This is a genomic window from Rikenella microfusus DSM 15922, from assembly GCF_000427365.1.
GTDB lineage: Bacteria > Bacteroidota > Bacteroidia > Bacteroidales > Rikenellaceae > Rikenella > Rikenella microfusus.
This window is the reverse complement of the sequence record NZ_KE386488.1, coordinates 1571998-1586442: the sequence shown is the minus strand read 5'-3', so window position 1 is coordinate 1586442 and position 14445 is coordinate 1571998. Positions and strand designations below refer to the sequence as shown.

Annotated in this window: 10 protein-coding genes; 2 read left to right on the top strand and 8 right to left on the bottom strand. The window is 58.2% G+C overall.

Annotated elements, in window-relative coordinates:
- The first annotated feature begins 132 nt into the window (after positions 1-132).
- Positions 133-1353, top strand: coding sequence for an FMN-binding protein (locus RIKMI_RS13425; RefSeq protein WP_051214421.1), 1221 nt, complete (start codon positions 133-135; stop codon positions 1351-1353).
- A 66-nt stretch (positions 1354-1419) separates the two neighbouring features.
- On the opposite strand, the gene infB is transcribed toward RIKMI_RS13425, so the two are convergent.
- The 5 genes from infB to RIKMI_RS0107650 all read right to left on the bottom strand — a co-directional run bounded on the left by infB (position 1420) and on the right by RIKMI_RS0107650 (position 8842).
- Positions 1420-4227: a translation initiation factor IF-2 gene (gene infB, locus RIKMI_RS0107670; protein ID WP_037291702.1), complete on the bottom strand. Its 2808-nt coding sequence runs from the start codon at positions 4225-4227 to the stop codon at positions 1420-1422.
- Between the two features lie 113 nt (positions 4228-4340).
- Complete coding sequence (gene nusA / locus RIKMI_RS0107665; RefSeq protein WP_027291129.1) at positions 4341-5579, bottom strand: transcription termination factor NusA; 1239 nt, start codon at positions 5577-5579, stop codon at positions 4341-4343.
- 84 nt (positions 5580-5663) lie between these two features.
- On the bottom strand, positions 5664-6260 hold the full coding sequence (locus tag RIKMI_RS13420; RefSeq protein WP_051214420.1) for a ribosome assembly cofactor RimP: 597 nt from the start codon (positions 6258-6260) through the stop codon (positions 5664-5666).
- A gap of 339 nt (positions 6261-6599) precedes the next feature.
- Positions 6600-7403 carry an acyl-ACP--UDP-N-acetylglucosamine O-acyltransferase gene (gene lpxA, locus RIKMI_RS0107655; protein WP_027291128.1) on the bottom strand — a complete coding sequence of 268 codons (804 nt, stop codon included), beginning with the start codon at positions 7401-7403 and terminating at the stop codon, positions 6600-6602.
- Between the two features lie 41 nt (positions 7404-7444).
- A complete protein-coding gene (locus RIKMI_RS0107650) occupies positions 7445-8842 on the bottom strand; it encodes a bifunctional UDP-3-O-[3-hydroxymyristoyl] N-acetylglucosamine deacetylase/3-hydroxyacyl-ACP dehydratase (protein WP_027291127.1) in 1398 nt (465 codons plus the stop codon).
- 160 nt (positions 8843-9002) lie between these two features.
- Here RIKMI_RS0107650 and RIKMI_RS0107645 point away from each other — a divergent pair, with 160 nt between their 5' ends.
- Positions 9003-9968, top strand: a complete 966-nt coding sequence (locus tag RIKMI_RS0107645; protein WP_051214419.1) for an energy transducer TonB family protein — start codon at positions 9003-9005, stop codon at positions 9966-9968.
- A gap of 559 nt (positions 9969-10527) precedes the next feature.
- Here RIKMI_RS0107645 and RIKMI_RS14325 read toward each other — a convergent pair.
- The 3 genes from RIKMI_RS14325 to RIKMI_RS0107625 form a co-directional block, all read right to left on the bottom strand.
- Positions 10528-11118 (bottom strand): porin family protein, encoded by a 591-nt coding sequence (locus tag RIKMI_RS14325; protein WP_051214418.1) that lies wholly within the window; start codon positions 11116-11118, stop codon positions 10528-10530.
- 142 nt (positions 11119-11260) lie between these two features.
- Complete coding sequence (locus tag RIKMI_RS0107635) at positions 11261-12943, bottom strand: peptide MFS transporter (RefSeq protein WP_027291125.1); 1683 nt, start codon at positions 12941-12943, stop codon at positions 11261-11263.
- Between the two features lie 448 nt (positions 12944-13391).
- Positions 13392-14393, bottom strand: a complete 1002-nt coding sequence (locus tag RIKMI_RS0107625; RefSeq protein WP_027291124.1) for an NYN domain-containing protein — start codon at positions 14391-14393, stop codon at positions 13392-13394.
- Between the last annotated feature and the right edge of the window lie 52 nt (positions 14394-14445).

Below are 14445 nucleotides of genomic sequence, written 5' to 3'. Positions count from 1 at the left end.
CGGAAAATTGTCGGTATATCAAAGGATATAAGCGGGTTTCGCTATATTTGTCAGTAATATTTCTCCCGAATCGTCGTTCCCGGCGGCAAAGGCCCCGGAACCCGAACGGCTGCTTTACCCGGTACTCTGCTTATGGATAAACACCCGTTTCTGCGCAATTTCACGAATAAGATACCGAAACTCCTGTTCCTGCTCGCAGTCCTTTACGCCCTGAGCCAGAACAAAGGGATGCTTTTCGGACACGATACCGAACCTGTCCGTGCCGACACTCCGACCCCGTTCGACACGACCTGCGCAAACGCTTTTTTCAAACGACCGGTCGTCCTCTCCACACAAGATTCCGTCCTGTACGAAGTGCGATTCGAGGCCGGGAACGACGACCCGGACGGATATGTGATCGCAGGCAAACGCAAAACCAACTCCGCACGGGGATTCGGCGGCAATGTGCCGGTCGCGGTCTTTCTGGACGACGGAATGATTATCCGGGGGGTCAGGCTGCTGGAGAACAACGAGACCCCGCGTTTCCTCCGCCGGATGGATGAGGAGCGGTTCCTGGAGCGGTGGAACGGACGACATCTCTACGACCCGCAGAAACGGATCGATGCGTCGTCGGGAGCCAGCTACACGGCCCGGGCCGTCATTTCGAACGTGAACAATACCTTAGCCGCCCTGCTGGACCGCAAACCGCTTCCGCCGCCGCGCCGTTTCGCCGCCGACTATCTGGGCGAGTCCGCCGTTCTGCTGGTCACGATCATGTCGCTGGCCTGTTTCGTTTCGCCGCAATCCACCCGACGGATACGGATTCCGTTGCTGCTCCTGTCGATTGCGGTACTGGGCATCTGGCAGGGGGCGTTCCTGTCGCTCGCCCTGCTCTACCGATGGCTGCTATTCGGCGCATCGCCGCTGGTACGTTTCGGGATTTTCGCCGCGGTCGTCCTGAGCCTGCTGCTGCCGTTCCTGACAAACCGCAGGTTCTACTGCGCCTACCTGTGCCCGTTCGGTGCGGCGCAGGAACTGGCCGGACGGCTGGGAATGCGCAAATGGGCGATCCCGGAACGCTTTCTGCGCCCGGCCCGCTGGGCGCGGCGGGGTATCCTGGCGGCGGCCGTCGTTCTCCTGCTGATACTGCCGCATTTCGAGCTGGCCGATATCGAACCGTTCACGGCATTCCTGATCCGTTCGGCTTCGGCCGCCTCGCTGACGCTTGCCGGACTGAGCCTCGCCGCGTCGTTCTTCTTCCAACGACCGTGGTGCCGTCTGTTATGCCCCACCGGCGAACTGCTTTCGATCCTACGCCGTCCGGTACGCTATCCGAAACGCGTCCTTCGCAGAAATCCGCCCGGCTGCCGATAGCTCCGTAAACGCGCAGGGGTCTCCGGCATTGCCGGAGACCCCTGCGGATCTGTCCGTTCCGGACGGTTACGACAGCTTGCGGGCCACTTCGACCTGCTCGTACCCTTCGATGATGTCGCCGATCTTGATATCGTTGTAGTTCTCGATATTCAGACCGCACTCCATGTTCGGGCCAACCTCCTTGACGTCGTCCTTGAACCGTTTGAGCGAACCGAGTTTGCCGGTGTAAACCACGATCCCGTCGCGAATCACGCGCACCAGCGTGTTGCGGGTAATCTTCCCTTCGCGCACGAGACACCCGGCCACGGTACCCACTTTGGTGATCTTGAAGACCTCCATGACCTCCACGGAACAGGTGATCTCCTCTTTGGTTTCCGGCGCCAGCATCCCTTCGATGGCGTCCTTGATCTCGTTGATCGCATCGTAGATGATGGAGTAGAGCCGGATTTCGATCTCCTCTTTTTCCGCCAGTTTTCGGGCCGACGCGGAAGGCCGCACCTGGAAGCCCACGATCACCGCATTGGAAGCCGCCGCCAGCAGGATGTCGCTCTCCGAAATGGGGCCCACGGCCTTGTGGATCACATTGACCTGCACCTCTTCGGTCGAGAGCTTCACCAGCGAGTCGGTCAGGGCCTCGATCGAACCGTCCACGTCGCCCTTAATGATGACGTTGAGTTCCTTGAAGTTCCCCACCGCGATACGTCGCCCGATCTCGTCCAGCGTGATATGCTTCTGGGTCCGGAGTCCCTGCATGCGCTGGAGTTGTTCGCGTTTGTTGGCGATTTCGCGGGCCGACTTGTCGTCTTCCATCACGTTGAAGTTATCGCCCGCCTGCGGCGCACCGTTCAGCCCCAGCACCAGCACCGGCGTGGAAGGCCCGGCTTCGGTTACTTTCTGGCCCCGTTCGTTGAACATGGCCTTGACGCGGCCGGAATAGGTGCCGGACAGCATCACGTCGCCGACGCGGAGCGTACCGGAGCTGACCAGCACGGTCGCCACGTAGCCCCGCCCCTTGTCCAGCGACGATTCGACCACCGTACCTGCGGCCCGCTTGTTCGGATTGGCCTTCAGGTCGAGTATCTCGGCCTCCAGCAATACCTTTTCGAGCAGTTTGTCCACGTTGATCCCTTTCTTGGCCGCGATGTCCTGCGACTGGTATTTGCCGCCCCACTCTTCGACCAGATAGTTCATGTTGGCCAGTTCTTCCTTGATCTTTTCGGGATTCGCGCCCGGCTTATCTATCTTGTTGATGGCGAACACGATCGGCACGCCGGCCGCCTGCGCATGATTGATCGCCTCGACGGTCTGCGGCATGACGCTGTCGTCCGCCGCGATGATGATGATCGCCACGTCGGTCACTTTCGCTCCCCGCGCACGCATCGCGGTAAACGCTTCGTGCCCCGGAGTATCGAGGAAGGTGATCCGGCGGCCGTCTTCCATCTTCACACTATAGGCTCCGATGTGCTGGGTGATCCCCCCGGCTTCGCCTTCGATCACGTTGGTTTTGCGGATGTGGTCGAGCAGCGAGGTCTTCCCGTGATCGACGTGTCCCATGACGGTCACGATCGGCGGACGCGGCAACAGGTCTTCGGGTTTGTCCGCCTCCTCTTCGATCGCTTCCTGAATATCGACGGTCACGAATTCTACTTTGTAACCGAATTCTTCGGCCACGATCACCAGCGCTTCGGCGTCGAGCCGCTGGTTGATCGACACCATCAGCCCCAGGTTCATGCAGGCCGTGATCACTTCGGTCACCGGCACGTCCATCATGGTCGCCAGCTCGCTGACGGTCACGAATTCCGTCACTTTGAGGATCGACTTTTCACGTTCCTGCTGCTCCATCTCTTCGGCCATACGCCCGTGGATCGCTTCGCGTTTGTCGCGGCGGTATTTGGCGCTCTTGCTGCCTTTGCCTTTGGTCGTCAGGCGCGCCAGCGTCTCCTTGATCTGCTTCTGCACATCCTCGTCGCTCACCTCCTGTCTTACGACCGGTTTGGGACCGCGACCGCCTCCCCGACCGCCGCGGCCGCCGGCATTGCCGCCTGAGCCGAAACGGCCTCCGCCGTTATTTCCGCCGCGCCCGCCGCCGGCATTGTTGTTTCCACCGCCCGCGCCCGCCGGCCTCGAAGTACCGGGTGTATTGGCCACATCGACCTTGCCTTTCTTGATTCGGTTGCGTTTGCCGCGCTCCCCTCCCCGACCGCGCTCGTACGAGGCGGGCAGTTCGATCTTGCCGACGATTTTCGGCCCGGCCAGCTTGTTGGCATCGTCGTTGGCACGGAACACTTCCGGTTCTTTCGGAGCGGGAGCAGGCGCGGCCGCCGGCTCTGCGGCCGTCGGCTGCGACGGAGCCGGCGAAACGGCGGGAGCGGCCTCTTTCTTCTCTTCGGCAACAGGCGCGGCAGGCATGGCTTTCCGTTCGGCGGCCGCCGGCTTTTCAGCCGAGGCTGCCGCCGGTTTCGGCTCTTTCGCCGGAACCGGAGCGGTTTTCTTTTTCGCGCCGTCCAGGTCCAGCTTACCTACGACTTTCGGCCCGCTCAACGCTTCGACGGGGGTGGTGAACACCGTATTGGTCTTGATATTGACCACTTCGTCTTCCTTTTCGGACGGTTTGTTCGTTTCGGAACCGTTATCATGCAGCGAAACGCTTTCCTTGACCGGTTTGATCTTTTCCCGGATATTGACCTTCTCCACGCTCTTGCCTCCGAACTCGTTACGCACGAGTTCCACCGCTTTCGGATCGAGAATGGTGCTCGGCCCGTGTTCCACTTTGATACCCTTCTTCTCCAGGAACTCCACGATGGTTCCCTGGCCGACGTTGTACTCGCGTGCAACGCCGCTCAATCTGACTTTTGTCTGTTTCTCTGCTGCCATGTATCTGCTTTCCTCTTTTTTAACGTTCTCCGCCGGATTGTCGGCCCGGCCGCCTTAGATCAATGCCGCCCCCCGTACCGGGGAAACCGGAAGTGTTCCCGCCGTATCGCGGATCACTCGAATTCCGAGCGCAGGATACGGAGCACTTCCTGTATGGTCTCCGTCTCCAGGTCGGTACGCTGAGCCAGGTCGTCCGGGTTCTGCGCCAGTACCCGTTTGGCCGTATCGAGGCCGATCTTCCTGAACTGGTCGATGATCCACGGTTCGATTTCGTCCGTGAATTCGGTCAAATCGACGTCTTCCTCGTCCTCTTCGCCCGTTTCGCGGTAAACGTCGATGTCGTAACCGGTCAGCATGCTGGCCAGGCGGATATTGAGGCCGCCTTTGCCGATGGCGAGCGATATTTCGCTCGGTTTGAGGTGTACTTCGGCCGTCTTGGTCTCTTCGTTGATGTCGATCGAGAGCACTTTGGCCGGATTCAGCGCCCGCTGGATCATCAGGCTCGGGTTCGAGGTATAGTTCACCACGTCGATGTTCTCGTTACGCAGCTCTTTCACGATCCCGTAGATGCGCGAGCCTTTGACGCCCACGCAGGCGCCCACCGGGTCGATGCGCTCGTCGTAGGATTCCACGGCCACTTTGGCGCGTTCGCCGGGAATGCGGACGATTTTCTTGATGGTGATCAGCCCGTCGAAGATCTCCGGCACTTCCAGCTCGAACAGCCGTTCGAGGAACTCCGGCGCGGTACGCGACAGGATGATCTTCGGCGAGTTGTTGATCATCTCCACTTTGGAGACGATCGCCCGCACGGTATCGCCTTTGCGGAAGAAATCGCTGGGAATCTGCTCGCTCTTGGGCAGGAGCAGTTCGTTGTCTTCGTCGTCCAGCACCAGCATTTCGCGTTTCCAGACCTGGTAAACTTCGCCCGTAATGATCTCCCCGACCCGCTCGGTATATTTCTGGAACAGATTGGCTTTTTCGAGGTCCGTGATGCGGGAGGCGAGGTTCTGCCGGATCGCCAGCACGCTGCGCCGTCCGAAGTCGGAGAATTTCACTTCGGTGGCCACCTCTTCGCCCACTTCGTAGGTCGGATCGATCTTGCGCGCGTCGCTCAGACTGATCTGCGTGTTTTCGTCCAGCACGTCGCCGTCTTCCATCACCAGCCGGTTGCGCCAGATCTCGAAGTCGCCGCTTTCGGTGTTGATGATGATGTCGAAGTTCTCGTCCGAACCGTAGGTCTTGACCAGCATGTTGCGGAACACGTCCTCCAGCACGCTTACCATCGTGGCGCGGTCGATATTCTTCAGTTCCTTGAACTCGGCGAAAGTGTTGATCAGGTTTATTGTTTCCATCGCTCTTTTCTGCATTCCCTTATCGCCCCGGTGCCGGGACAGCGGGCATTAGGTATATGGTTTTGTTTTTTTGAATCCCGTGGTTTATCTGAACTCGAAATATTCGGTCACGGCCTTGGTATCGGACAGGGCGACCCGTTCGCGTTTCTCGACCGTCTCTTTCCGTTTCCTGCCGGGCAGGAGTTCTTTCGTTTCGTACATCACTTCGATGGCCGCGGGCACGTCGGCTCCACCGTCCGCCGCGCCGTCGTAACCGATCCCGCACAAGACCGCTCCGGCGAGTTTCCGCCCGTCTTTGAACAAAACGTCCACGCGGGGCAGGGTGCCTCCGGCCGAAGCGCGACGCACCAGTTTCTCGTACTGCCGTCCCAGCCTGAGGGGTTGTCCGAGTCCCGCCGACATGACCGTCAGCGAAAAATCGGCCTCTTCTGCCACGCCGTCGATCACCGTTCCGGGCAACGTTTCGACCAGCCGGGCCGAAATTTCGCGGCTCAGCGACGCGCAGTCATCGATCCCCACGCCGGTCTGGCCGTCGCTGTCCACGCTCACTTCGATTTCGTCCCCCACCGCCCCTTTGCAGAGGATATCGACCACGAAAAAACCTCTGTCCGCCCACGGCGAACCTTCCCCTTCGACGACCGAATAAACCGTCTCGCGAACCGATGCTTTGTAATCCGTCATAACCCTGCGGCTTTAAAACAGGAAACGGAGGCTGTCACCCCCGTTTCCTAAATCCCCCGTTACGAATATCATCCGTAACGCTGCAAATATATGTAATATTATACAGTTATACAAATCCGACCGCTTATTTGTATATCTTGTTTTTATTCGGTACGAGAGCGCCGTCGCCTTGAGCCGTTCGCTCGTTTTACCATCGGGTTGCCTGAAAACTTGCTCCTTGAGCTTCGACCGTTCGAGCGCACTCGACGGCGCCCGGCGGTTGCGACGGCTTTTCGGTTCTTTCTTTCAAAAGAAAGCACGGTTGTCTCCCCCCAAAAACAGGAATACGAGTAAAAGCGTTTATTCTTCGTCCTGATCCTTGGTCCGGGCCTGATAGGGTTTGATGGCCCCCCGCTTCGACCCCGCGAAGAACGTCAGCATCTCCCGTCTGGCGTCCGAATCGGGCATCTGTTCTTCGAGTATGCGGCAAGCCTTGCCGTATGAATAACCGTTCTGGAACATGATACGGCAGATATCCATAATCTCGTTGATCTGTTCGCCCGTAAATCCGCGGCGGCGAAGGCCGATCGAATTGACTCCCACGTACGAAGCGGGATTGTGGGCCACTTTGATGAACGGCGGAATATCCTTGCCGACCATCGTTCCGCCGCTGGTCATGGCATGCTTGCCGACGCGGCAGAACTGGTGGATGGCGGTATGCCCCCCCAGAATCGCCCAATCGTCCAGTTCCACCTCTCCGGCCAGAGAGACGTTGTTGGCCAGGATGCAGTGATTTCCGACCACGCAGTCGTGCCCCACGTGGGCGTAAGCCATGATGAGCGTGTCGCTGCCCACCACTGTGGTTCCTTTGGCCGCCGTTCCCCGGTTCACCGTGGCGCACTCGCGGATCATCGTCCGGTCGCCGATCACGGCCGTCGTCTCCTCGCCGCGGAACTTCAGGTCCTGGGGAATACCGGCGATCACGGCCCCGCTGAATATCTTGCACTCCTTCCCGAGTATCGCCCCGTCGTTCACGACCGCATTGGGACCGATCCAGCAGCCGTCCCCGACGGTCACCTTACCGGCGATGTATGCAAAAGGTTCTACCGTGACGTTCTCGCCCAGTTCGGCGTCGGGATGGACATAGGCCAAGGGATGTATCATAACTTTGCTGAAAGTCTAAAAGTGTGCTTACTCCGGATCTTTTATTTGTTCTTGGTGATGAGCGCCATCAGTTTCGCTTCGGTGGCCAGCGTGTCGCCGATATAGGCGCGCGCGTCCATCTTCACGATCCCGCGGCGGATCGGTTCCGAAAGCCGCAACTCGAACTGGAGCGTATCGCCCGGCACCACTTTATGACGGTATTTCACGCCGTCGATGGTCATGAAATAGGTCGAATAGTTTTCCGGATCGGGCACCGTGCTCAGCGCCAGGATTCCCCCGCACTGGGCCATCGCTTCCACCTGGAGCACGCCCGGCATCACCGGTTCGTCCGGAAAGTGGCCCACGAAGAACGGTTCGTTCATGGTCACGTTCTTGATCCCCACCACCTCGTCGTCCGTGATGTGGATGATCTTGTCCACCAGAAGGAACGGCGGGCGGTGCGGCAGGGTCGCCTTGATGCGGTTGATGTCGTAAACCGGTTCGGCGTTCGGATCGTACCGGAACGTCGGTTTGTCGGCGTCGCGCTTGATATGTTTGCGCAGCAGCCTGGCGAATTCGGTATTGGCCTGGTGTCCGGGCCGGGTGGCGAAGATGCGCCCTTTGATGCGCGTACCGACCAATGCGAGGTCGCCCAGCAGGTCGAGGAGCTTGTGCCGCGCGATTTCGTTGTCGAAATGCAGGTCGAGGTTGTTCAGATACCCCCTGCGGTCGGCGGCTACGCCTTCGCGCCCGAACAGTTTGCCGATTTCGGTCGCCTTGACCGCATCCACCGGCTGTTCGACGATCACGATGGCGTTGTCCAGATCGCCTCCTTTGATCATGTTGTTCCGGATCAGCGGCTCGATCTCGTGCAGGAAAACGAACGTTCGGCTCGGCGCTACGGCAGCGGCGAAATCATCGCCCCCCTCGGCGGCCGAAAAGACCGCATATTGCTTGCCCACCACTTTGGAGTCGAAATCCACGTTCACCACGACCGAAAAAGCATCGTCCGGATAAGCGACGATCTCCCGCCCGTTATCCAGCGTCAGGACAGTTTTTTCCGAAATCTCGTAATATTTGCGCGGGGCATTCTGTTCGACGACTCCGGCCCGCCGGATCAGTTCGACCCACGGCAGGGCCGAGCCGTCGGCGATGGGGACTTCTCCTCCGTCCACTTCGACCAGCGCGTTGTCCACCCCGCACCCCCACAGGGCCGCCATCAGATGCTCCACCGTCGAAACGACGGCTTCGCCCTTTTTCAGCAGGGTGCTGCGCGAGGTCTGCGACACGTTGTCCGCCACAGCATCGATCACCGGCCGCCCTTCGAGGTCGGTCCGGCAGAATCTGATGCCGTGCCCTTCGGCCGCCGGCTGTATCGTAAGGTTCACAGTCGCACCCGTATGCAGGCCTTTCCCGGTATAGGCGACGGCCGCTGCGAGCGTTTGCTGTTTTTCGGTCATAACTGTTCTGTTTTGGGGGCAAAGTTATTAAAAAAATAACATTATACTACTGTACGGACAACGACACGGGACTTTCGGTTTTCAGGTCTTCCGGGAACGTAACCCCGGCAGGCATTATCCCGTCCGGACGGAACCGAAAAATTATTAACTTTGCCCACGGATGACAACACCCGGAAATAAACGCAGGCCCGAAGCGGGTTCGGGACGCCGCCTGGTCCATATGGGCGGGAAACGCCACATTCCGCAAGGGCGGGAAACGGCCGCTCCCGCCCGACCCCGGAGGGTTAGGGAGTCCGCGGGGCTTTCCGTGCCGCCCCGCGCGGCGGGAACGGAACGTCCCGACAGAATCGTCCTGCCGTTCGACAGGCGCAAACAACGGGGCGATGCGGGCGACTGGGTGTACCGCCACCGGGTGGGATTGCTGGTGACGGTGGTGCTTTACCTGATCGCGGCTATTCTTTTCGTTTCGTACAAAATCGTAGTGTACGAAAATCCCACGACGACGATGTACGTAGACTTGGTGAATCCGGAGGAGCCGGAACCGCCGAAACCGGAAGAGGCGCCGCAAAAACCGATCGAGGAGATCGATCCGGGACATTACGAACAGGTCATGAACCGGACGTCGGACCTGAACGCCAAAATGGACGCTTCGCTGAAAGACGACCGGGGAACACAGGCGGACAAACTGTTGGCGGAAGCTGAACGGGTACAGCAGGAGCTGGCGGCGGGACAACAGGCTTTCCGTTCGGGCATGGACGAAATCGCGGAGATGTCGAAACGTCGCAAAATGCCGAAATCGACCTCTTCCGCCTCCAAAAGCAGTTCTTCACAACGGCAGACGGTCAAAGTACAGGGCAATGTTACGGTCTCTTACGATCTGGCGGGACGCACGGCGACTTACCTGCATGTGCCGGCCTATCAGTGCCGCGAGGGGGGAACGGTGATCGTCGGGATCACGGTGAACCGGAACGGGGAGGTGACGGGAGCGGAGGTCGAAAAGGCTTCGCCGGGGGATTGTATCGCGGAACGGGCGGTACAGGCGGCCCGGGCTTCTACGTTCAATGCGGACGCAGGCGCGCCCGACCGGCAACGAGGCACTATCACTTACGTCTTCGTCGCCCAATAAATCCATCTTTTATTCCGTAATCTGTTCTTAGGGTTTGAGGCAGCCGTTCTTTCTTTTCAAAGACAGCACCAAAGAGCCGAGACGTTAGGAGGGAGGCGAAACCAAACATTTAAGCAACGGTGTATGCCTCAGATCCCGCGATTCTTTTGCATAGCGAACTCTTTTGTGCTATTGGGATAGAGGGCTTCAGATATAAACATATTAGTCGGTTATATTTTACGCAAACTTCTCAATAACCCGGTTTCGGTTCGGCGCCGGACGTATGAGGCGGTGCCAACCCGTGCCCCCGAAACGGTAAAACCGCTTGGGTACAGAGCCGTGTGGGGAGATCATTACCCGACTTTGGGTAAAGTCGTAATACTTCCACTATTATTCGGGATCATCCCTTTTGCGTAGTCCGGATATTGTCGGTCCGTAGCCGGCGGAGGACGCGAGCGAGCGCAAGCGGGCAGAGCGGCCCTCCGCACCGGGCGACTGCGGGCCGACACTCTTCGGGATACCCCGAAGAGCGCAACTTTCCTGCAATGCCTAAGGACAGATTATGGAATAAAAGATCGGTTTATTTATTAGTACCGATAAAACGCCAGCCGACCGCTACGCGGAAATAGGTCGGACAGGTAGTTTCTCCGCTGTGCATGATCGCACTGTGAAACCCTTTCGAATACGAAGCCGTAAGATCCAGCCCGCAGCGGAGCAGGTAGCCCGCGCCGATCGTGAAAGCGATGTTTGACGAACGAACGTTTTCCATCCGAGTCGTCGGACCTCCGTTTTTCTCCTTGCGTTCCGCCGAAAGGTTGAACAATCCCTCGACCCCCGCTATGACCCGGAAACCGCCGAGAAAATTGAACTTTCCGACCAACGGTACCGAAAGGTACTCCATGCGGTGGATCGTTTGGGAAGCATAACCGACCTCGACATTATTCGTCGAACCGAGCTGCGAATAATAGACCCCCGTTTCGATGCCCCAGCGGTGGGTGATGTTATAATCGGCGAAAGCGCCGGCATAGACGCCCGTGCGGGCACTCCCCGGACTGTTCATATAATCGGCGAGATTGACCCCCGCGCGGGGGCCGAAACCGAAACCTTTGACCTGTGCCGCAGCTACGGAGACTGCGAAAGCGAATACCAGAAACAGGAATATCTTTTTCATGAGCCGATCCGGAATGTGAAATCGTGTGGGTCCGGCAAATATAAAGAAAAAGCCGGAGAAGCTTTCGTCTTCTCCGGCCGATAATCAAAAATCGTTCCGTCCGGACTGCATTTCCGTAAAACGGAACACGATGGGATTGAGATTAAGCGTCTTTGGTCGTCCGTTCCAGCTTTTTCATCACGCTGAACAGGAAGATGGCCGATACGGCGCAGCAAACCACCAGAATGCCCCACAGCATCCAAAGCGACATACCGCCCCACAGGTAACCGATGATAGCCACCAGGTAGTTGCCCACGGCCGTGGCCGCGAGCCATCCGCCCTGGGCCAGCCCCTTATATTTCGGGGGCGCCACTTTCGATACGAACGAGATTCCCATCGGGCTGAGGAACAGTTCGGCGATGGTCAGCACGAAGTAGGTCGAGATCAACCAGTTGGGCGACACGCGCGAGGCTTCGTCCAGACCGCCCATGCTTTCGAGAGCGCTCGGGGTGGGCAGACCGGTCGAAGCGAAAGCCAACAGAATGAAACCCAGAGCGGCGATAATCATCCCGATACCGATCTTGCGCGGCGCGCTCGGTTCGCTGTTCCGTTTCTGAAGCCACGAGAAGAGGCCGACGGTCACCGGCGTAAGGATAATGATAAAGAAGGGGTTGAACTGTTGGAAAATCTGCGGCGTGATGTTCATCGGCTGAGGCAGGGCGGTATAGGCCCACCAGGCGCATACGGCACCGACCGCCATGACGACGAATCCCCCGAAACGTCCTTTGCCGTTTTTCGATTGAAACAGGCTCAGCAGACCGTAGAAAGCCACAATGAACGGAATCATGGTCAGCAGCGAGAACCCGAAGCGGTCGATGCCGCCGACCGAGGTCTGGGTATAGTCGCGGGCGAAGAAGGTCATCGTCAGACCGTTCTGGTGGAACGACATCCAGAAGAAGATCACCACGGCGAAAACGAGGCCAAGCGCCACCAGCCGGTCTTTGACCTGTTGCGGGGTGAGTTCCACCACGTTCGGGTTATGTTCGGCCTGTTTCTGTTTTTCAGTCTTATCGGCAGCCTTATAGTATTTGCGGAACCCGATGAAGATGAGCATCGAGACGATCAGCGAGAGGCAGGCCACGCCGAAACCGTAGTTGTATGACTGGCTGAGGCTGTCGATATAATTTTGGCCGAATTGCGCCAAGTCGGTGCCGGTATACCCCTGCTGGGCGGCCATATCGGTGAATTTGGCCATCGCTTCGGACGAAATGTTGCCGTTCTGGAGCTGGTGTGCGAGGGAGGGGATGTCGGCATTATAAGTGAAACCGTCTTTGCCGAGGAAGTAGTTCGATACCCCTTCGGCCGCGGAGGGCGCGAAGAAAGCACCGATATTGATGCACATGTAGAAAATGCTGAAAGCGATGTCCCGTTTGGAGCTGTATTTCGGATCGTCGTAGAGGTTGCCGACCAGCGCCTGGAGGTTACCTTTGAAACAACCGGTACCGATGGCGATCAGGGCCAGCGAACCGAACATGGCGATCTGGGCGCCGAGACCGGCGCCGCTCGGGATAGCGAGGCAGAAATAGCCGGCGAACATCACCACGATACCGAGCATGATGGTCTTGCCGTAGCCGAGCACCTTGTCGGCCAGCAAACCGCCGAACAGCGGCAGGAAATAGACCATGCTCAGGAATATCCCGAACGTCGTGGCCGTTGCGTCCGAGGTGTAACCGAATTTCGCCTGCATATACAGTACGAAGATGGCCAGCATGGTGTAGTAGCCGAAGCGTTCCCCCATGTTGGCCAGCGCCAGTACGAACAGGCCTTTGGGTTGTCCTTTTAACATTTGCTTATTCTCGTTTTGGTTAATAATTCCGCGAGGGGGCGCTTCGCCGCTGTGCATCAATATCTTTGCGGCCGCACCGATCATATACTGCTTTACACGGCATCATTTTCGGCCCGCGCCGTCCTTTCCCGACGGCCGGAAGCCCGCCCGGGCCGAACCGAAACGGAGTTTATGGAAGTTCGCGTAAAGTCGTATCTGCTTGTCCTTGCAAAATTAACAGTTTCGGGAATACAAACAAGTTTTTGTTAAATTTATAACAGATTTCCGGTAATTTTCAGAACTGCCGTCGGAGTCCGCCGGAATCGGGAACCGGCAGCCTTCCCGTAATATCGGAAAGACTGCCGGTCGTTATGCTGCGCCCCGTCGTTCATTCTCCGGCCGGATTGCCGTTGTGAACGGTATCCGGCAAGCGGGCGCATTCCGTCGCCGGTCCCCTTGCGGAGCAGCGTCAGAGGTTGTTCCAGAACGAGTCGTCGCTCTTCGGTGCGGCATCGTCCGCTTCCAGACGTTTTACCTGCTTGGCGACATCCTGCCCCTGGTCGTTCTTGTCGATCGAGAATTCCACCTCGTCGCCCGGAGAAAGTTCGCCGAACTCCCCGTCGATTACGTCGAGGCTGTGGAAAAAGAGGTTGTTGTTCGGATATTTGATGAAACCGTATCCGTTCTTCAGGCTCAGTATCTGACTCGTGTACCGGGCGCCCGGCGTGCGTTCGGCGGCCGCCTCGTCGCTGCGGCTGCGGGTATAGTCTTCGTCCTCTCTCCGGTCCTCGTTTTCCATTCCCTGCCTCGAATCGGAAGTCTGAACGAACAGATTCAGAATCAACTGGTTGTTTTGTTTCAATCCGCAGTCGATCACCTCCTGCATCGGTACGGGATAGTGGGCGAGGCTGAGCAGTTCGTGGGAGGTTTTGGTCACGATTCTCGTCCCGTCGTCGTTGGTGTACTCGAATTCCCAGCTGATGAGCATCACGCGCACGCCCATGGCGATGAGCTTGCGCACCAACGGCACGTAATCGGTATCGGCCACTACCAGCACGGCGACGTCGATTTTGCCGAGCAGGGCCATTTCGAACACTTCGAGCGAGAGCCACACGTCCGTTCCGCGTTCTTCCTTGCGGCCGTATATGTTCCGCAGCGGCAGGTAGTGGGTGTGCACCCCTTCCGACATCAGGATGTCGTCGAACACGCGGTCGTGGTAAAGCTGGCTGCCCCGCTGGGCCGCGTCCGCCGCATTGAGCCGCCCCCGGAAGTAGTGCGCTTCGCAGACACGGCAGCGTTTGGGATCGATGCCTTCTTCTTCAGCGACCCTCTGGCATATAAAATCGTGCAGGCCATTGACACTGAGCCGTCTTCTTTGCGGATGGATATAATTGTAATAGTTCGAGGCGTGCAGCAAAAAATTGCCGTCATAGAATACGCCTATCTTCGGTGCGCTATGGTTCGAATACATGGATAAATAGAAAACAGCTGTACTTATGAAAGTTAATGGCATCCGCCCGATG